At 72.2% G+C, this 17,745-nt stretch carries 18 protein-coding genes; 9 read left to right on the top strand and 9 right to left on the bottom strand.

Annotation, left to right across the window (positions count from 1 at the left end; all coding sequences use genetic code 11):
• Window positions 1–47 precede the first annotated feature (47 nt).
• Window positions 48–1,019, top strand: a complete 972-nt coding sequence (locus tag AB0B66_RS31480) for a WYL domain-containing protein (RefSeq protein ID WP_360536806.1) — start codon at window positions 48–50, stop codon at window positions 1,017–1,019.
• A gap of 121 nt (window positions 1,020–1,140) precedes the next feature.
• Here AB0B66_RS31480 and AB0B66_RS31475 read toward each other — a convergent pair whose 3' ends face one another.
• Window positions 1,141–2,055, bottom strand: coding sequence for an SDR family oxidoreductase (locus AB0B66_RS31475; RefSeq protein ID WP_360536804.1), 915 nt, complete (start codon window positions 2,053–2,055; stop codon window positions 1,141–1,143).
• Between the two features lie 113 nt (window positions 2,056–2,168).
• Here AB0B66_RS31475 and AB0B66_RS31470 point away from each other — a divergent pair, with 113 nt between their 5' ends.
• Together AB0B66_RS31470 and AB0B66_RS31465 are read left to right on the top strand one after the other, a co-directional pair.
• Window positions 2,169–2,399 carry a hypothetical protein gene (locus tag AB0B66_RS31470; RefSeq protein WP_360536802.1) on the top strand — a complete coding sequence of 77 codons (231 nt, stop codon included), beginning with the start codon at window positions 2,169–2,171 and terminating at the stop codon, window positions 2,397–2,399.
• A 15-nt stretch (window positions 2,400–2,414) separates the two neighbouring features.
• Window positions 2,415–2,846 carry an OsmC family protein gene (locus AB0B66_RS31465; protein ID WP_203698443.1) on the top strand — a complete coding sequence of 144 codons (432 nt, stop codon included), beginning with the start codon at window positions 2,415–2,417 and terminating at the stop codon, window positions 2,844–2,846.
• Window positions 2,847–2,964: 118 nt separating this feature from the next.
• Here AB0B66_RS31465 and AB0B66_RS31460 read toward each other — a convergent pair whose 3' ends face one another.
• Both AB0B66_RS31460 and AB0B66_RS31455 read right to left on the bottom strand, forming a co-directional pair.
• Window positions 2,965–3,759, bottom strand: a complete 795-nt coding sequence (locus tag AB0B66_RS31460; RefSeq protein ID WP_360536799.1) for a methyltransferase domain-containing protein — start codon at window positions 3,757–3,759, stop codon at window positions 2,965–2,967.
• Window positions 3,749–4,324, bottom strand: coding sequence for an aminoglycoside adenylyltransferase (locus AB0B66_RS31455; RefSeq protein ID WP_360536797.1), 576 nt, complete (start codon window positions 4,322–4,324; stop codon window positions 3,749–3,751). Before AB0B66_RS31455 ends, AB0B66_RS31460 begins: the two co-directional genes overlap by 11 nt.
• A gap of 35 nt (window positions 4,325–4,359) precedes the next feature.
• Here AB0B66_RS31455 and AB0B66_RS31450 point away from each other — a divergent pair, with 35 nt between their 5' ends.
• Window positions 4,360–5,298, top strand: a complete 939-nt coding sequence (locus AB0B66_RS31450) for an aminoglycoside phosphotransferase family protein (RefSeq protein ID WP_360536795.1) — start codon at window positions 4,360–4,362, stop codon at window positions 5,296–5,298.
• 118 nt (window positions 5,299–5,416) lie between these two features.
• Here the strand turns inward: AB0B66_RS31450 and AB0B66_RS31445 are convergent, their stop codons facing one another.
• Entirely contained in the window at window positions 5,417–6,076 is a 660-nt protein-coding gene (locus tag AB0B66_RS31445; protein ID WP_360536793.1) for an FCD domain-containing protein, read from the bottom strand.
• Between the two features lie 98 nt (window positions 6,077–6,174).
• Between AB0B66_RS31445 and AB0B66_RS31440 the strand changes: the two genes are divergently transcribed.
• From AB0B66_RS31440 to AB0B66_RS31430, 3 genes are all read left to right on the top strand, one after another.
• On the top strand, window positions 6,175–7,434 hold the full coding sequence (locus AB0B66_RS31440) for an MFS transporter (protein WP_360536882.1): 1,260 nt from the start codon (window positions 6,175–6,177) through the stop codon (window positions 7,432–7,434).
• A gap of 52 nt (window positions 7,435–7,486) precedes the next feature.
• Window positions 7,487–8,683, top strand: a complete 1,197-nt coding sequence (locus AB0B66_RS31435; RefSeq protein WP_360536791.1) for a multidrug effflux MFS transporter — start codon at window positions 7,487–7,489, stop codon at window positions 8,681–8,683.
• 201 nt (window positions 8,684–8,884) lie between these two features.
• Window positions 8,885–10,063 (top strand): low temperature requirement protein A, encoded by a 1,179-nt coding sequence (locus tag AB0B66_RS31430; protein WP_360536789.1) that lies wholly within the window; start codon window positions 8,885–8,887, stop codon window positions 10,061–10,063.
• 93 nt (window positions 10,064–10,156) lie between these two features.
• Here AB0B66_RS31430 and AB0B66_RS31425 read toward each other — a convergent pair whose 3' ends face one another.
• Entirely contained in the window at window positions 10,157–10,945 is a 789-nt protein-coding gene (locus tag AB0B66_RS31425; RefSeq protein WP_360536787.1) for an enoyl-CoA hydratase/isomerase family protein, read from the bottom strand.
• A gap of 55 nt (window positions 10,946–11,000) precedes the next feature.
• Here AB0B66_RS31425 and AB0B66_RS31420 point away from each other — a divergent pair, with 55 nt between their 5' ends.
• The gene (locus AB0B66_RS31420) at window positions 11,001–11,375 is read left to right on the top strand and encodes an Mth938-like domain-containing protein (protein ID WP_360536785.1); all 375 of its coding nucleotides are present in this window, start codon (window positions 11,001–11,003) and stop codon (window positions 11,373–11,375) included.
• Here AB0B66_RS31420 and AB0B66_RS31415 read toward each other — a convergent pair.
• Complete coding sequence (locus AB0B66_RS31415) at window positions 11,372–12,166, bottom strand: maleylpyruvate isomerase family mycothiol-dependent enzyme (RefSeq protein WP_360536783.1); 795 nt, start codon at window positions 12,164–12,166, stop codon at window positions 11,372–11,374. The two genes, AB0B66_RS31420 and AB0B66_RS31415, sit on opposite strands and share 4 nt — an antisense overlap.
• A gap of 83 nt (window positions 12,167–12,249) precedes the next feature.
• Complete coding sequence (locus AB0B66_RS31410) at window positions 12,250–12,453, bottom strand: cold-shock protein (protein ID WP_360536781.1); 204 nt, start codon at window positions 12,451–12,453, stop codon at window positions 12,250–12,252.
• Between the two features lie 302 nt (window positions 12,454–12,755).
• Here AB0B66_RS31410 and AB0B66_RS31405 point away from each other — a divergent pair, with 302 nt between their 5' ends.
• Window positions 12,756–14,321 carry a family 10 glycosylhydrolase gene (locus AB0B66_RS31405; RefSeq protein ID WP_360536779.1) on the top strand — a complete coding sequence of 522 codons (1,566 nt, stop codon included), beginning with the start codon at window positions 12,756–12,758 and terminating at the stop codon, window positions 14,319–14,321.
• Between the two features lie 135 nt (window positions 14,322–14,456).
• Here the strand turns inward: AB0B66_RS31405 and AB0B66_RS31400 are convergent, their stop codons facing one another.
• Together AB0B66_RS31400 and AB0B66_RS31395 are read right to left on the bottom strand one after the other, a co-directional pair.
• Window positions 14,457–15,989 carry a GGDEF domain-containing protein gene (locus tag AB0B66_RS31400; protein WP_360536777.1) on the bottom strand — a complete coding sequence of 511 codons (1,533 nt, stop codon included), beginning with the start codon at window positions 15,987–15,989 and terminating at the stop codon, window positions 14,457–14,459.
• A gap of 106 nt (window positions 15,990–16,095) precedes the next feature.
• A complete protein-coding gene (locus AB0B66_RS31395; RefSeq protein ID WP_360536775.1) occupies window positions 16,096–17,667 on the bottom strand; it encodes an amino acid permease in 1,572 nt (523 codons plus the stop codon).
• Window positions 17,668–17,745 lie beyond the last annotated feature (78 nt).

Raw genomic sequence — 17,745 nt, 5'->3', positions numbered from 1 at the left:
GGCTCGCCGGGTCCGGCACGCGAGCACGCGAACCCGAGCCCTCGCGGATGAAGGCCTCCCGGCTGGTGTCGCTGCTGCTCACGCTGCAGCAGCGGCGTTCGGTGCGGGCCGCCGAGCTGGCGTCGCTGTTCGAGGTCTCGGTGCGCACCGTGTACCGCGACGTCGCCGCGCTGCAGGCAGCCGGGGTGCCGCTGTGGACCGAGCCTGGCCGTGCCGGCGGCATCCGGCTGCTGGAGGGCTGGCGCACCCGGCTCGACGGGCTCACCGGCGCGGAGGCGGCAGCGCTGTTCGCCGGCGCGGCCCCGGAGGCGCTCGCCGAACTGGGCCTCGGTTCGGTCCTGCTGGCCGCGCAGGCCAAGGTGCTCGCGACGCTGCCCGAACCGCTGCGCGACCGGGCCCGCACCATCGCCCAGCGATTCCACCTGGACGCGCCCGGCTGGTTCCACCGCGGCGAGGAGCTGCCGCACCTGATGACCGTCGCCGAGGCGGTATGGGAGCAGCGCCGCATCACCGTGCGCTACCGGCGCGCCGACAGCTCGGTACGCCGCGAGCTGGAGCCGTACGGCCTGGTCCTCAAGGCCGGTGTCTGGTACCTCGTGGCCCGGGTGCCGGCCGACGACGCCGTGCGAACCTACCGGCTGGCCCGGGTCATCGCCGTCGAGGCGGCGGGCGAGATGTTCGAGCGGCCCGAGCAGTTCCGGCTCGCGCAGTGGTGGGCGGAGTCGGCCGCCTCGTTCGACCGTTCGCTGCTGCGCGACCTGGTCCGGCTCCGGGTGAGCCCGCGCGGCCTGCGCCTGCTGCCGCTGGTCACCGACCCCGCGGCCCGTGGCGAGGCCATCCGGCACACCGGCCCGCCCGACGCGCAGGGCTGGTGTGAGGTGGAACTGGCCGTCGAGTCACCGACCGTCGCACTCGGCCAGCTGCTTCCGCTGGGCGCCGAGGTCGAGATCCTGGCCCCCGCAGAGCTGCGGGCCGAGTTCGCCGCCGTGGGCGCGGCGATCGCCGCCCGCCACGCCTGAGTCGCGCAGCCATACCTCGGCGCGCGGCCACATCTTTTTTGCTGTACGTACATCAATATTGATGTGGCCGCGTCACGCCATATCCGCCGCCAACCGCTCACGGAGGGTGCCCGACCACCGGCTAGCGGTAGCCGGCAGGGTCGATCGGGCCGTTCTCGGCCGTGCCGTGCTCGGCGAAGTAGCTCCAGATGTCGGGGACCGAGCCGTCCACGTCGGTGAGCCCGTACGCCCGCGCGAGCGCCGTGCTGGACAGCGAGCTGCCGGTCCACCGGGCGCGGTCGGGGTCGGCCGCCAGTGCCGCCACGCCCCGGCCCAGGTAGGCGGGGGTCTCCGACAGAATGAAGTGCGGCTCCTTGGCCGCCCCGTCGCGCCAGTTCCGCTCGGTGACGCCGAAGTGGTCGAGCATCGCCTCCGAGCGCAGGAAACCCGGCGTGACCACGACCGCGGTCCCGCCGTACGGCTTGAGCTCGGCGGACTGGGCCAGCGCGATCCGCGACACCGAGGTCTTGGTCAGGTCGTAGAAGAAGGAGTCGCGGTACTTGCGGTTGAACTCGTCGGTGCCGTCGGTGACCTCGACGACCAGCCCGCCCGGGTTACGGACCAGCAGCGGCAGCGCGGCGTGGCTGGTGATGATGTGGGTGTGCAGACCGAGTTCGAGCATGCGCAGGCCGCCGTCGAGCGACTGCTCCCACAGCGGCTTGCCCCACTCGGCATAGCCGTCGCCGCCCCATACGTCGTTGACCAGGATGTCCAGCCGCCCGTGCGCGGCGTCGACCCGCGCCACCAGCGCCCTGACCTCGTCGGGCACGAGGTGGTCGACACGCACCGCGATACCCTCGCCGCCGGCCGCGGTGACCAGGTCGGCGGTGTCCTCGATGGTCTCCGGCCGGTCCATCTCGGACCGCTGCGCGCGGGTGCTGCGACCGGTGACGTAGACGGTCGCACCCGCCCGGCCGAGTTCGACCGCGATCGCCCGCCCGCACCCGCGGGTCGCGCCCGCCACCAGGGCGATCTTTCCGTGAAGGTTCTCCTGCATGGGTCCATCGTCGCGGCATATCCTGACACTTCCCGTCAGGTTTGCCCCGGCGTTTCAGCGCCCCGGCTCGGCGTGCTGGGTGGCGCGGACTCGCCGCGCGGCACGGCGCCGTGATGCACGCCATCGAAGTGGTGTGCGGCGATGAGGCCGAGCACCGCCGCCGGGTGCAGGCCCGGATTCCCGAGCACGACCAGGCGTTCCAGCCCAGCTGGGACGAGGTGCGGGCGCGGGAGTTCACCTCGTGGCGGCAGCCGCGCCTGCTCGTGGACACCTGTGCGGGCGACACGCCCGCAAACGTGCGTCTCATATTGGGGGCCATTCGCGGGCACGCCGCGCCCGCGTGAGCTAGCGTCGGGCCCATGCCTATTCGCACCGCAACAGCCCGCTGGCAGGGAACGCTCACCGAGGGGTCCGGCACCATCGCGACCGGCAAGGGTGGCCTGCAGGGCAACTATTCGTTCAAGTCCCGTTTCGAGGAGGGTGAGGGCACCAACCCCGAGGAGCTCATCGCCGCCGCGCACTCCGGCTGCTTCTCCATGGCGTTCTCCAAGCAGCTGTCGGACGCGGGCTTCCCGCCCAACGCCGTGGTGACCAACGCCAACGTCCACCTGGACAAGACCGACGCCGGCATGACGGTGACCCGGATCGACCTGGTCACCACCGGCGACGTGCCCGGCATCGACGAGGCGCAGTTCCAGAAGCTCGCCGAGGCCGCCAAGGCCGGCTGCCCGATCTCCCGCCTGCTGTCGCCCGGCGCCGAGATCACGCTCAGCGCCACGCTCCAGGCGTGACCGGAGCCCGGCGCGGCCGCTGAACAGCGCTCGCGCCGGGACTTCACCGCAGACCTGCCACCGGGTCGGGACCAGCGGCCAGCCCGCCGGCCCCGACCCGGACGTGTGTCCACCCCCGTCAGGCCGGGCGGCGGGCGACCGTGAGCAGGTGCGAGCCCGCGCCCCACAGCTCGCGTACGCCTTCGAGCTCGCGCATCACCGCCAGCGCCTGCGCGGTCCGCTGCTCGTCGGCGAGGATCTCCGGCAGCCGCGCCATCATCCACAGCGGACCCTCGATCGCGGCGATCCGCTCCAGTTCCAGCCCGGCCTCGGCCACCTCGACCGGCAGTTCGTCCGGCCGGTGAAAGTACGCGGTGGTGAACCAGTTCGGCACCGCGTCAGGGTTGCGGTGCACGCCGGTGGCGAGGGCGCCTTCCACCATCCCGGCGAACACCGGGTCGTCGAGGTGGCCCTTGGCGAAACCGTCGAGCAGCGAGGCGTACCGGCTGATCGTCGCCGCGAGCACCAGCCCGCCGGGGCGCACCACGCGGCCGGCCTCGCGCCAGGCCGCGATCCGGTCGGCCCGGTCGATCAGGTGGTACAGCGGACCGAACAGCAGCACCACGTCCCGGCTCGCGTCGGGCTCGTCGAGCCGGCGGGCGTCGCCCACGGCCGCGGTCACCCCGGGCAGCGCCGACGCCGCCGCCACGTGCTCGGGCAACGGATCGACGACGTGCACGGCGTGTCCGGCCGCGGCCAGCGGGCCCGCGTACACGCCGGTGGCCCCGCCGACGTCGAGCACGGCCAGCGGGCCGGGCGGCAGCAGCCTGGCGAGCAGGTCCCAGGTGCGCAGGAACTCCCAGCGCCCGGACCCCGCGTCGAGGCGGCGGGTCTCGCCGCCGCGCTGGTAGTACCGGGTTACCTCAGTCAGCATGCCAGTGATCCTGCGCGGTCGCGCCGGACCCGGCAAACGGGTTTCGGCCGGTGAGCGCCGCGGTCAGCAGCTCGATGTCGGCGCGGTCCTTGTCGCGGCGGGGCAGGCCGGGCACCCATACCGGCATCATCTGTTTGATCTCGATCTGTGCCTGCGGGCTGACTATGGGGCAGGTCAGGCCGCCGAGGTGACCGGGTGGGCCGTCGAGCATGCCCGCCGGCCAGCGCTCGCCCGCGTGCGGACCCGCCGGCACCACCGCGTGGCCTTCGGCATCCCGGCCGAGCAGGGCCACGCCGAGGTCGACGCCGTCGCGCAGGAAGTCGCGCTGCAGCCGCCGGTCGTGCTCGCCGTACTCCTCGAAACCCAGCTCCACCAGCACAACCGTCAGCCGGTCGGCGTCGACGGCCCAGCAGAACCAGTCGACGTCGGCATGCGGGCGGGTGATCCGGCCGAGCTGGAAGTCCATCGCCCAGCCGCCGCGCAGCCATACCGCGATGCCTTGCCGGTCGAGGCGGGCCATGATCTCCGCGATCGCCGCGAGCTGCAACTCTGTCCGAACGTCCACATCGCGATGGTAGGCAGCGCCGGTAGTCTCACCGCGTGACGGAGCCGCAACTGCTGGTGCCCCCGACCCTGGGCGTCGTCGCGTCGATCGGCGACCTGGCCGAGGGCCGGGCCTGGCTGGACTCCCTGCCGGCACTGATCAGCGAACTGCGCGAAGCCTGGTCACTGCGGCTGGGCGCGCCCTGGACCGGTGGCTCCTGCTCCTGGGTCGCGCCCGCGGAACTCCCCGACGGCCGCGCGGCCGTTCTGAAGATCAGCTGGCCGCATCCGGAGATGATGGGCGAGGCCGCCGCGCTGCGCGTGTGGCAGGGCCACGGCGTGGTCACCCTGCACGCGCACGACTCCGTACGGCACGCGATGCTGCTGGAACGGGTGGACCCCGGCACGACGCTCGGTGACCGCGACTGGCTGCCCGCCGAGGAGCGGCTGCTCGTCGCGGCGCGGCTGCTGGCCCGGCTGTGGTCGGCGCCGGTCGGCGACGCGAGCGGGTTCGACCTGCTGAGCCACGTGACCGCCCGCTGGGCCGGGCTGGTCGAGCAGCGCATGGAGCGGCTGCGCCCCGGCTTCGATCCCGGGCTGGTGGCGCACGGCATCCGGCTGCTGCGCGAGCTGCCCACCACGGCGCTGCGGCGGGTGCTGGTGCACGGCGACATCAATCCCGGCAACATCCTGGCCGGTCAGCGCGAGCCGTGGCTGGTCATCGACCCCAAGCCGATGTACGGCGACCCGGGCTACGACCCGTGGAAGCTCGTCGAGCAGATCGACGACCCGTTCCGGCACCCGGACCCCGCCGCCGTGCTGCGGCGGCGGTTCGCGATCTTCGGCGAGGTCACCGGCGAGGACCCGGCGCGGCTGGCGGCCTGGGCCACGGCCCGCCGGGTCGAGGACTCGCTGTGGTGGGTGTCCCGAGGCAACCAGCCCAGCCACCGCGCCATGGCCGAAGCAGCCGTCCTGGCCTCCCTCGCCGGCCTGTAATTCTCACTGGTCGAGCTTCGACAACCGCTCGAAGTCGAATCCGCCCTCCTCGGCGATCGTCTGCAAATCGGCCAGCGCTCGTCCGCGGCGCGCACGGCTCTGCCCGACGACAAGCAAGCTATGCGGCCTCGAGGAAGGCACCGGCGGCGCGGGCGGCGCGGTCGGGGTCGGCGGCGCGGATGGCCTCGACGAGGTCGTCGTGGGCGACGTACTTGTCGGGGGTGAGGGTCTCGCCGATCTGCTGGCTGAGGCTGGCCCGCAGCGCGCCGCCGAACGAGGCGTAGAGCTCGGCGAGCATGGCGTTGTGCGCGGCCGCGACGATCGCGACGTGCAGGTCGGCGTCGGTGGCCACGAACGCCGCCGCGTCGCCGTCGCGCCACAGCTGCTCGCGCCGGGCCAGCAGCGCGTCCATCTTCTCCAGGTCGGCGGGCGTGCGCCGGACCGCGGCGAGCCGCGCCGCCTCCACCTCGAAGGCACGGCGGACCTCGACGGCCTCGGCGACCTCGGCGGCGGCCAGCCTGCGGGCGACCACGCCGGTGAGCTCGTGGGTGGCGGTGACGTAGGTGCCGGAGCCCTGCCGGCACTCCAGGACGCCGGCGTGCACCAGGGCGCGCACCGCCTCGCGGACCGTGTTGCGGCCCACGCCCAGCGCCGCGACCAGGTCGGGTTCGGTGGGGATGCGGCTGCCGACGGGCCATTCGCCGGTCGCGACCTGCGTACGCAGCTGCTCGATGACCTGGGGCACCAGGGTCTGGCGGGAGGGGGTGCGCAGTGTCATTGCTTACATCTCCGGTCCGAAATTCATCCCATGATTCTACGATCGGAGGTATGCCACCGCCAGTCACCGCCGTCGAAACGCCGCCGATCGTGTCGCCGATGATCGCACCTGCTGTGACCCGGCCGACACCGGCCGTACCGGCACCGCGCTCCGCGGCGCTGATCCTGGTCGGCATCCTGCTCGTCGCGCTCAACCTGCGCGCCGCCATCACCAGCCTCGGTGCGCTGCTCGACGAGGTGACCACGGGCCTGCACCTGTCCGGCACCGTCGCCGGTGTCATCACCACGCTGCCCGCCCTGGCCTTCGCGGCCTTCGGCGCGTTCACGCCGTGGCTGGCCCGGCGCATGTCCCCGGCCCGCATCCTGGTCGGCGCGATGGGCCTGCTGGCCGTGGGCCAGTTGCTGCGGGCGGTCAGCGGCTCGCCGTGGACGTTCGTGCTCACCAGCGCGATCGCGCTGGCCGGCATCGCCATCGCCAACGTGCTGCTGCCCGTGCTGGTCAAGGAGCACTTCCCGCACCGGGCGGGGCTGATGACCGGCGTCTACTCGATGACGCTGATCCTCGGCACCACCACCGCGTCGGCGGCCTCCGTGCCGATCGCGCACGCCGTCGGAGACTGGCGCGCCGGGCTCGGCGTCTGGGCGCTGCTGGCCGCCGTGGCGGTCCTGCCCTGGCTGGGCCCCGCCCTGCGGCGTACGCCCGGGTCGGCGGGCACGGCGCAGGCGACCCGTACCCGGGTCCGGCCCGCACAGACCCGGTTGGGCTGGGCGATGGCGATCTACTTCGGCGCGCAGTCGCTGTCCGGGTACGCCACCATGGGCTGGCTGGCGAAGATGTTCCGCGACGCGGCGTTCACGCCCACCGACGCAGGGCTGCTGCTGGCCGGCGTGACCGCGATCGGGGTGCCGTTCGCGCTGCTCATGCCGACGCTGGCCGGCCGGCTGCGGGACCTGCGGCCGCTGGTGCTGCTGATGTCCGCCGCGATGATCGCCTCCTACCTCGGCCTGGCACTGGCCCCGCACGCGGGCGCGATCGCCTGGGTGGCCCTGCTCGCGCTCGGCCAGGCCGCGTTCCCCCTCGCTCTGGCGATGATCGGGATGCGGGCGCGCACCGGCGAGGGCGTGGTGGCGCTGTCGGCGTTCGCGCAGAGCACCGGTTACCTGATCGCCGCACTCGGCCCACTGCTGGTCGGTGTGCTGCACGAGCTGACCGGCGGCTGGCAGCTGCCGCTCGGCTTCCTCGTCGCCGCCGCGGTCGTACAGGCGTTCGCGGGCCTGGCCGCGGCCCGACCCCGTTACCTGGAGGACGAAGCCGGGCTGGTGAACGGCGAGCGGGCCGTCGCGGCAACCGCGTCATGATCGCGGTCACAAAGCTCCCGGCACTGCGGCCCGGGATGGTTGGGTAAGGACCGTGACCCCCGCACCGGCCCGGCGACGCACCCTGATCCTGGTCCTCGGCAGCATGTCCGCCTTCGGCGCGCTGTCGTTCGACATGTACCTGCCCGCCTTCCCCACCATCGCCGCCGACCTGCGCGTGTCCCCCGCCGCCGTGCAGCTCACGCTCACCGTGGCGCTGATCGGCATCGCGCTGGGCCAGTTCGTCATGGGGCCGCTGTCGGACCGCTGGGGCCGGCGCAGGCCGATCATCGCGGGCACCGTGCTGTTCTTCGTGTCCTCCCTGCTGATCACCCTCGCCCCGACCATCGAGGTGATGACCGCGCTGCGGCTGGTCCAGGGCTTCGCGGGCGGCATCGGCATCGCGATCTCCCGCGCGGTCGTGCGCGACCTGTACTCCGGCGCCGAGGCGTCGCGCTTCTTCTCCCGGCTCACCCTGGTGTTCGGCGTCGCACCGGTGATCGCGCCCACCATCGGCGCGGCCGTGCTGGAGTTCACCAGCTGGCGCGGCGTGTTCGCGCTGCTCGCCCTGTACGGGCTGGTGATGGTGGTGGTCGGGTGGCGGTTCCTGCCCGAGACGCTGCCCGCCGAGCGCCGCCGGACCGGTGGACTGGCCGAGGTCGGCAGCGGCTTCAAGGTGCTGGCCGCCGACCGCCGGTTCTGGGGGTACACCGCCGCGCAGGGGCTGACCTTCGCCGGGATGTTCGCCTACCTGTCCAGCGGCTCGTTCGTGCTGCAGGAGGTGTACGGCGTCTCCGCGCAGGCGTACGGGCTGATCTTCGGGCTGAACGCGCTCGGCCTGGTCGCGGTCGGGCAGCTCAACGCCCGCCTCGTCGGCCGGCGCACGCCGCGGGCGCTGCTGTTCGCGGCGCTGGCCGGGGCGGTCGCCGCCGGGATCCTCATGATCGGCGGCGCGGGCCTGCACAGCCTGACCATCGTGGTCGCCATGCTGTTCGTCTACATCGCCAGCCTGGGCATGGTCGCCCCGAACAGCACCGCGCTCGCGCTGGACGGCCACGCGCAGATGGCGGGCACCGCCGCCGCGCTGATGGGCGCGGTGCAGTCGGTGATCGGTGCGATCGCGGGCCCGATCGTGGCCGCGCTCGGCGCGTCCAGCGGCATGCCGATGGCGGCGGCCATGTTCGGCTTCGCGGCCCTGTCCGTGCTCACCGCCACCGTGCTGACCCGCCACGGCCAGCCGAAACTCGCCTGATCACCACGGCCGCAAGCCGATCCGGGCCTTGACGGCTCCGTGTGCGTACGCCATGATGGGAGCGCTTCCATCTTTTGATGTCTATGCGATAGGCATCACCCCTCCGGTGTGGACCGGGGCCCGGCGCCGCAATCCGCCGGGCCCCGAGGGCTTCGCCCGTCCCGCCCACACCGGATGATCCACCGGCGGTAGCCTGCGAGCATGGCCGACGCGACCCGCAGCCCGCTGTACCGACCGCTGACCTCGCGCTCGCCCGACGAGCCGCACCGGGCCGCCACCCCGCTGGAGTTGTTCTTCGACCTGTGTTTCGTGGTCGCCGTCGCCCAGGCCGCCAACGAGCTGCACCACGCGGTCGCCGAGAACCACCTCGGGCAGGGCGTGCTCGGCTTCCTGCTGGTGTTCTTCGCTATCTGGTGGGCGTGGGTCAACTTCAGCTGGTTCGCCTCCGCGTACGACAACGACGACGTCGCCTACCGGCTGACCACCCTGGTGCAGATCGCGGGCGCGCTGATCCTGGCCGCGGGTGTGCCCCGCGCCTTCGAGCACGCCGACTGGAAGCTCATCACCCTCGGCTACGTGGTGATGCGCCTGGCCATGGTCACCCAGTGGCTGCGGGTGCGGCGCGACGACCCGCCCCGCCGCGCGACCGCGACGCGGTTCGCCGTCGGCATCCTGGTCGTCCAGGCCGGCTGGGTGCTGCGGCTGCTGCTGCCGCCCGAGTGGGGCCTGATCTCGTTCTTCGTGCTGGTGGTGTGCGAGCTGCTGGTGCCGCTGTGGGCCGAGCGCGGCAGACCGACCCGGTGGCACCCGCACCACATCGCCGAGCGCTACAGCCTGTTCACGCTGATCGTGCTCGGCGAGTCCGTGCTGGCCGCGACGGTGGCCATCGAGTCCGCGTCCGGCACCGGCTACACCACCGCGCTGATCTGGCTGGCCGCGGCCGGGCTGGTCATCGTGTTCGCGATGTGGTGGCTCTACTTCGACCGCCCGGCGCACGACCTGCTGACCTCGTTCAAGCGGGCCTTCCAGTGGGGATACGGCCACTACTTCATCCTGGCCTCGGCCGCCGCTGTCGGCGCGGGGCTGGCCGTCGCGGCCGACTACGACACCCACACCGCGCACGTGTCGGGAGTGGTCGCGGCCTATGCCGTCGCCGTTCCGGTCGCGGTGTATCTGGTCAGCCTGTGGCTGCTGCAGATCTGCCCGCACCACCGCGGCCTGGTGGTGTACGCATTTCCCGGCACCGTCGTGCTCGTGCTCCTGGCCCCGTTCACTCCCGCGCCGATCCAGGTGATCGCCGTACTGATGGCCGCGCTGGTCGCCATCGTGGTGCTCGCCGGGCGCGGCCGCACGCACTCCCCGGCCACCGCCGGGCGCTGAGGCCTCAAGATCCGTCGACTTGCCAGGCACCTGGGCGTATTCGGACTCAAGATACGCACAGGTGCCTGGCAAGTCGGACGACCATGGGCGGGGTCAGTGCGGGGACCAGCGGAAGTCGGGGCGGCGGCGCTCCACGAACGCGGTGATGCCCTCGGCGGCCTCGCCCGACTCGGCCATCTGGCGGTGCCAGTAGGACACCCGGGTGTCGTCATGGTGGCCGTCACCGGCCATCGTCACGATCTCCTTCGCCGCGACCTGGGTCAGCAACGACCGGGACGCCAGCGTCGCGGCGAACGCCGCGACCCGCTCGGCGAGCCGGTCGGCGGGGTGCAGCTCGTCCACCAGGCCCACCCGCAGCGCACGCTCGGCGTCGATCAGCTCGGCGGAGTAGAGCAGGTGCTTGGCCGCCGACGGGCCGATCAGCGCCACCAGCCGCCGGGTCGTCGGCGCGGGATACACGATGCCCAGCCGGGCCGGGGTGACCCCGAAGCGGCTGCCCTCGGCGGCGAAGCGCAGGTCGCAGGCCACCGCGAGCTGGCAGCCGCCGCCCACGCAGTCACCCACGATCGCGGCCAGCGTCGGTTTCGGAAACCGGGCCAGCCGCTCCTCGGCCAGCACCGCCAGGCTGCGGTCCCCGTCGGCGATCAGCCGGTCCACCTCGGTGATGTCGGCCCCGGCGCAGAACGTGCCGCCCGCGCCGGTCAGCACGAGCACGCGGACGTCAGGGTCGCCGGCGAGTTCGTCGAGCAGCTCGGGCAGCCGGGCCCACATGTCGTTGGTCATCGCGTTGCGCCGCGCCGGGTTGACGAACCGGATCGTCGCGACGTGCCCGGACAGCTCCAAGTCCAGGCGGGGAGGCGCGGCGGCGGTCTGCTCGGTCACCTGGCGGCCTTTCTGCGGGTACGGCGGGCGGGTGCATCGTGCCACAATGCCGGACGTGGACGAGCGGAGATCGCCGAAGGTGCTGTCCCTGGCGTGGGGCGAGATCGAGATCGAGGGCATGGGCGAGGTCAAGGACGCCGTGCTCTATCCGGGCGGCGGCGGCGAGTGGGACTGGCGGGTCACCGGCACCCGGCACTCCCCCGGCATCCAGCCCGCCGACGTCGAGCCGCTGCTCGCGGCGGGGGCGACCACGGTGGTGCTGTCGCAGGGCCAGCAACTGATGCTGGAGGTGATGCCGGAGACCGAGGACTACCTGGCCGAGCGCGGCGTCGACGTGCACATCGCCGAGACCCGGGAGGCGGTCCGCGTCTACAACCTGCTGGCCGACGCGGGCGTACGAGTGGGCGCGCTGCTGCACTCCACCTGTTAGCCCATGGAGACGCGGTCCAGCCAGCCTTCGAGCAGCGCGCGGTCGCCGCGCACGTGGACCTGGGCGAAGTCGAGCGGCAGCCGCCGGTAGAGGATCAGCAGCAGCTCGGTCAGCGGCGCCTGCAGCGCCACGTCGGCCTTCTCGTGGCCGTGCCGCCAGGTCACACCGTCGGGGCCGAGCTCGATCAGCCACTCCGCGTCGAGTCCCTCGACGGTGTCGGTGGCGTGCAGGTGGATCGACCGTGCCGGACCGAACAGCTCGGGCAGCTTCTTGAACACCCGCGTGCCCAGTCGCGGGTCGACGGCCAGCTCCAGCAGCTCGTCGAGGGCGTCGGCGGCCAGGTCGGGGGCGATGGTGTAGCCCGCGCCGGTGGTCAGCGCCGCGTCCGCGCGGTGCACCAGGATGTCGCACGCGGCCCGGCGGGCCCAGAACGTCAGCGTCCGCGGCATGCCGAAGATCTCGGCCACGTCCTGCGCGTCGCGTTCGCGCAGGGTCCGGGCGTACGCGTCCGCCCCGTCCTGCATCCAGGCGGTCAGCGTGTCCGGGTCGTCGGTGTCGGGCACCCCGGCCCGGGCGGGGTCGCCGATCGCGGGTCGCGGACCGGGCTCGCCGCGCACCGCGGCGTCGGTCATGTGCACGTTGCCGCCGACGTGCCGGACCAGGTCGGCCAGTGTCCACTGCGGGCAGGTCGGCACCTTCGCGCTCAGGTCGTCGCCCGGCAGCACCTCGCGCAGCAGCGCGGTCTGGGCGGACACCTCGTCGCAGTACCAGTCATAGGTCAGCCGTGCCATGCCACCAAATTAACCGCAGTTCGGCGACGACGATCACGGGTACGCGGTGCGCGTGTTCCGCTCACCGCGTACCCGCCGTTATCTCAGAGCTTGCGGATGTTGGCCGCCTGCGGGCCCTTCTGGCCCTGGGTGATCTCGAACTCGACCCGCTGGTTCTCGTCGAGGCTCCGGTAGCCGTTGGACTGGATCGCGGAGAAGTGCGCGAACACGTCCGCTCCGCCGCCGTCCGGGGTGATGAAGCCGAAGCCCTTTTCCGCGTTGAACCACTTCACGGTGCCGACAGCCATGTCAGATACTCCTTGGTGAGACTGCGAGTCCACTTCGTGTGGACTCTTCGCCTCCCGCACCGCACCAATGCGGACAGCGCCCGGGTCGTTTCGCGGGCGCTTCGGATATACGGGAGGACGAGGTTATAACCCGGGGAATGTAACACGCATGCGCACCCCAACTGCGCCGATGAGCACCGTGTCGCACGGCCGTGTCACGGATCGACAGCGAAAGATCGGTTAATCTTTACGAAGCAGAATCTGCCTGCGAAACTTTCCGACACAGCCCGGCCGGGCCCTCGGAGAGATCGACAGGAGACGGCGTGCGCACCGGACGCATCATCATGACGCTGCTGACCGCCGCCGCGCTGACCGCCACGGGATGCGGGCAGCCGGCTCCCCCGGCCGACGAGCCCGCACCCGCCGCCGCGGCGACCGCCGCCGACGGCTGCCCCCTCGGCGAAGCCCCCAAACGCGCACTGCGCGGGTTGTGGATCGCCTCGGTGGTGAACATCAACTGGCCGTCGGCCACCGGGCTGAGCGCCGCCCAACAGCAGGCCGAGCTGCGCTCGCTGCTGGACCGAGCCGTGGGACTGCGCTTCAACGCGGTGTTCCTGCAGGTCCGGCCGACCGCCGACGCGTTCTGGCCGTCGCCGTACGAGCCGTGGTCGCAGTACCTGACCGGCGCCCAGGGCGGCAACCCCGGCTACGACCCGCTCGCCTTCGCGGTGGCCGAGGCACACGCCCGCAACCTGGAACTGCACGCCTGGTTCAACCCGTTCCGGGTGTCCATGCAGCCGAACGTGAACCAGCTCGTGGCGACCCATCCGGCTCGGCAGCACCCGAACTGGGTCGAGACGTACGACGGCCGCCTCTACTACAACCCCGGCGTGCCCGCCGCCCGCGAGCACAGCGCCGACGCCATCATGGACGCCGTCACCCGCTACGACCTCGACGGCGTGCACTTCGACGACTACTTCTACCCCTACCCCGTGGCCGGGCAGACCTTCGACGACGCCGCCGAGTTCACCGCGTACGGAGGCGGCGCGACGCTCGGCGACTGGCGGCGCGGTAACGTCGACGACTTCGTGCAGACCATGGCCGCCCGGATCAAGCAGGCCAAGCCGCATGTGCGCTTCGGGATCTCACCGTTCGGCATCTGGCGCAACCAGAGCACCGACCCGCTCGGCTCGGCCACCAGCGGGCTGCAGTCCTACGACGCCATCTACGCCGACACCCGCAAGTGGGTGAAGCAGGAGTGGATCGACTACGTCGCGCCGCAGCTCTACTGGACGATCGGCTTCCCGGCCGCGCCATACGACGTGCTGGTGCCGTGGTGGTCGCAGGCCGTCGCGGGCACCCGGGTGCAGCTCTACATCGGCCAGGCCGCCTACCGCATCGGCGCCGACGCCGACCCGAACTGGGGTGACGCCGCCGAGATGCCCGACCACCTGCTGCTCAACCGGCAGCACCCCGAGGTCGCCGGGGACGTCTACTTCTCCATCGACGAACTGCTGGCCAACCCGCTCGGCTTCGCCGACCGGCTGCGCGAGGACTTCCACGCCCACCCCGCACTGGTCCCCGTCGCACCGATGGCCGCCGGCACCGCACCGGCCGCACCGGGCTCGCTCACCGCCGCGCGGGTCTCCGGTGGCGTGCGCCTGACCTGGACCGCCGCCGGCGGCACGGCACCGGCGTACTACGCCGTCTACCGGGCCGACGGCGCGGGCTGCGGGGTCGAGGCAGGGCGCAACCTGCTCGCCACCGTACGCGGCGGCACCACGTTCACCGACGCCGCGCCGCCGCCGGTCGGCCAGGTCACCTACTACGTGACCGCGCTGGACCGCACCCACCGCGAGAGCACCCCGCGCGGCACGACAGTCCGCTGACCCCTCCACCGACCGGCCGATCCCCGACCTCCGGGGCCCGCACCACCCCGCCTTACGTAGACGTTGGCCTATCACATCGACTCCGAGCCCCGAAAACTCGATGAGATAGGCCAACGTCTACGAGAAACAGGCTCGTCACGCCAAACGCAGGGCGCGTTTCTCGCGGTAGAGCTCCTCGTCGGCGGCCCGCACCACGGCGTCGAGGTCACCGCCAGCGGGCAGCGCCGCCCAGCCCATGCTCATGCCCACCGGGGTCCCGGGCACCAGCGCCTCCCAGTCCTCGCCCACCACCGCGGCGATGATGCGCCCGCCGACCTCGCGGGCCTCGGCGAGCCCGGTCTCCGGCAGGATGACCATGAACTCGTCCCCGCCGAACCGGGCGGGCAGATCCTGGCCGCGCACGCTCTGCGCGAGCAGCCCGGCGATACGCTGCAGCACCAGGTCGCCCGAGTTGTGCCCGTGGGTGTCGTTGACGGCCTTGAAACCGTCCAGGTCGATCAGGCCCACCGCCGCGTCCGCGCCGCGCCCGGCCAGTTCGGCGGCGAACGCCTTGATGCGCCGCCGGTTGGGCAGGCCGGTCAGCGGGTCGCTCATCGCCGCGTCGGCGTGCTCCTGCGCGATCTGCCGCAACCGGTCCTGGTCGAGGCGGGCGTTGACGCTGTCGATGTACCGGTCGCGCAGCGTGCCGTCGTCGCGGGTGATGATCCGCACCATGGCCCGTTCGGCCTCCACCGCGCCCGCGTGGTCGCCGATGCGCGACAGCGCGATCGAGCGCAGCCGGTGCGGCTCGGCCTCGCCGAGCCAGGTGCCGCTCGCCGCGGGCTCCCCGAGCAGGCGCAACGCCTCGTCGGGCCGGTCCGCCGCGATCGCCTCGCACACCGCGGTCAGGTACACGACCTGCGAGAACGACCGGTCGGGGCTGTCCGGTGTGGTCCCGCCGGGCGCGGGCTCGCCGGCGGGGCGGTGGCCGAACACGGCGAGCCGGGCCGCGGCATACCGCAGATAGGTCCGGTCGGACACGGTCAGGTCCGGCTCGGCCGCCCGGCCGAAGGTCACCACTTCCCACAGGTCGCGTACGCAGTCGTCGGACATGCCCTGGTGGTCGCGCGCGACGGCCGAGCGCACCAGCGTCTCCAGGCAGGCGCAGTCGGCCTCGGCGATGCCCGCGGCCACGCACACGCGCCGTCCCGCCCGCATGGCCTCGACCGCCTTGGCGTGGAAGCCCATCGCCGAGTACGTCACCGACATGTCGTGCCAGGTGCTCACCGCGGCCTGGTTGGCCTCGGTCATGCCGCGCAGCATCCGTTCGGCCTGCACCAGGTTGCTGACCGCGGTGCTCATCGACCCGTCCGCGAACGCCGCGTACGCGGCGAGCACGTGGTATTCGCCGCTGAGCCGCGGATGGTGGCCCGCCTGCCGCAGCAGCTCGCCGATCCGGTCCAGCAGCGGTGCGGGGCGCGCGGCGCCGCCCTGGTTGAGCAGGCCCGCGACCTTCTCGATGAGGGCCTGGGCGACCCGCAGCGGATCGCCCGACTCGGCGGCGATGCGGTCGGCGAGCGCGATGGCCTCAGCCGACCGGCCCGCCACGAGCAGGTCGCGGAACGTCACCCACTCCGCGGCCAGCTCCTCGCCGTGCGCGCGGGCGGGCGGGTCGTCTCGCCTAGCCACGCCTCATTCCACCTTCTTCAGCCACCGCCCGACGGTGATTCCCCGTGCGGCGTCCGGCCAGGTCCGGGCCGCGCGGCAACCGTCCGGTCACCGCGCGGCCCGGCGCTCAGTCCAGCACCGCCACCGGGGCGTCGGCGGTCGCGACCCCGGCGGGGAGATCCACAGTACGCCGGGGTCCGGTGAACCACTTCCGTGCGGAGACGATCCACCACACCCCGATCAGCAGCATCACCGTACCGACTGCGATCGGCGCGTAGTTCACCGCGGACCAGTCGAACTCGTCGCTGAACGGCACCCCGGCCGGAACGGTCGGCAGGATGAAGTACACCGAGATCACGATGATCTCGATGGACGCGATCCAGCCCAGCACCTTGTAGCGCTTGCCGAGGGTCCACGGGCCCGGCTCGAAGCTGTCGCCGGCCTTCAGCCGGAGCATGATCGGGATGAGGAAGGCCAGGTAGAGGCCGATCACGGCGACGGAGACGACCGCGTAGAAGGCGATCGGCGCGCCGTTCTTCTGGTACAGCGCGGGCAGGGTGAGCAGCCCGCCCGCGATACACCCGGCGACGACGGCCCAGACCGGGGTGCCGTTGCGGTCCAGCCGGGTCCACAGCCGCCAGCCGGGCACCGCGCCGTCCCGGCTGAACGCGTACATCATCCGCGACATGGAGGTCACGCAGCTCATGCCGCAGAAGAACTGGCCGACCACGGAGATGATGATCACGACCTTGAAGAAGCCCGAGGACAGCGCGCCCTGCAGCAGCACCCCCACGAAGCCGTAGCCCTCGGTGACCGCGCCCGCGTCGTTGACCGCGAACAGCAGAGCCAGCAGCAGGATCCAGCCGCCGATCGCGGAGTAGAAGATGGACCGCCACAGCGCCTTGGCCGCGTTGAGCGCCGCCCCGCGGGTCTCCTCCGCCACGTGCGCGCAGGCGTCGAACCCGGTGATGGTGTACTGCGTCAGCAGGCCGCCCAGGGGCAGCACATACAGCCAGAAGCCCAGGCCCGAGGTGCTGCCGCCGTTGAAGCCGTTGCCGTTGATCGTCTCGGTGAACACGAACGACGGGCTCTGGTGGCTGGTCGGCACCACGATCAGGATCGCCACGATGACGGCCGCGCCGAACACGTGCCACCAGACCGAGATGTCCTGCAGCCGGTTGATGATCCGCGCTCCGAAGATGTTGATCAGAGCGTGCAGCACCAGGATGCCCAGGAACAGGTAGAACGCCTGGGTGAAGGTGCCCGCCCAGCCCGGCACGGTGTTGGCCAGCACCAGGTTGAGGAAGGTCGCGCAGCCGTAGTCGACCGACGCGGTCACCGCGACCAGGCCGATCAGGTTGAACCAGCCGGTGAACCAGCCGTGCACCGGCCGCCCGAGCTTCGCGGCCCACCAGTAGATGCCGCCCGCGGTCGGATACGCCGAGACCAGCTCCGACAGGCACAGCCCGATGATCAGGATGAACGCGGAGATGATCGGCCAGCCCCAGGAGATGGCGATCGGGCCGCCGTTCATCCAGGCCTGGCCGAACGTGGTGAAGCAGCCGGCCAGGATCGAGATGATCGAGAACGAGATGGCGAAGTTGGAGAAGCCGCTCCACCCACGGTGCAGTTCCTGCTTGTAGCCGAGTTCGGCGAGTCGTGCGGAGTCGCTGTCTGCTGTCTGCGCGGGATCACTCATGGCTGCCCCTTCTGGCGCTCGACGATGCACGAGTGTCCAGCGCCATAGAGACATATGGCAATACTCCGTTGGGCCGAT

The organism is Catellatospora sp. NPDC049111 (assembly GCF_040648615.1).
GTDB classification, from domain to species: Bacteria; Actinomycetota; Actinomycetes; order Mycobacteriales; family Micromonosporaceae; genus Catellatospora; species Catellatospora aurea.
The sequence above is the reverse complement of the archived record's forward strand: the minus strand, read 5'-3'. Positions and strand labels throughout refer to the sequence as shown.

Coding starts and splice junctions, on each gene's coding strand:
- AB0B66_RS31430 (WP_360536789.1), top strand. CDS start 8,885: ATGGCCGACGCGACCCGCAGCCCGCTGTACCGACCGCTGACCTCGCGC.
- AB0B66_RS31470 (WP_360536802.1), top strand. CDS start 2,169: ATGCACGCCATCGAAGTGGTGTGCGGCGATGAGGCCGAGCACCGCCGC.
- AB0B66_RS31445 (WP_360536793.1), bottom strand. CDS start 6,076: ATGACACTGCGCACCCCCTCCCGCCAGACCCTGGTGCCCCAGGTCATC.
- AB0B66_RS31415 (WP_360536783.1), bottom strand. CDS start 12,166: ATGGCACGGCTGACCTATGACTGGTACTGCGACGAGGTGTCCGCCCAG.
- AB0B66_RS31480 (WP_360536806.1), top strand. CDS start 48: ATGAAGGCCTCCCGGCTGGTGTCGCTGCTGCTCACGCTGCAGCAGCGG.
- AB0B66_RS31410 (WP_360536781.1), bottom strand. CDS start 12,453: ATGGCTGTCGGCACCGTGAAGTGGTTCAACGCGGAAAAGGGCTTCGGC.
- AB0B66_RS31440 (WP_360536882.1), top strand. CDS start 6,175: ATGATCGCACCTGCTGTGACCCGGCCGACACCGGCCGTACCGGCACCG.
- AB0B66_RS31475 (WP_360536804.1), bottom strand. CDS start 2,055: ATGCAGGAGAACCTTCACGGAAAGATCGCCCTGGTGGCGGGCGCGACC.
- AB0B66_RS31395 (WP_360536775.1), bottom strand. CDS start 17,667: ATGAGTGATCCCGCGCAGACAGCAGACAGCGACTCCGCACGACTCGCC.
- AB0B66_RS31465 (WP_203698443.1), top strand. CDS start 2,415: ATGCCTATTCGCACCGCAACAGCCCGCTGGCAGGGAACGCTCACCGAG.
- AB0B66_RS31460 (WP_360536799.1), bottom strand. CDS start 3,759: ATGCTGACTGAGGTAACCCGGTACTACCAGCGCGGCGGCGAGACCCGC.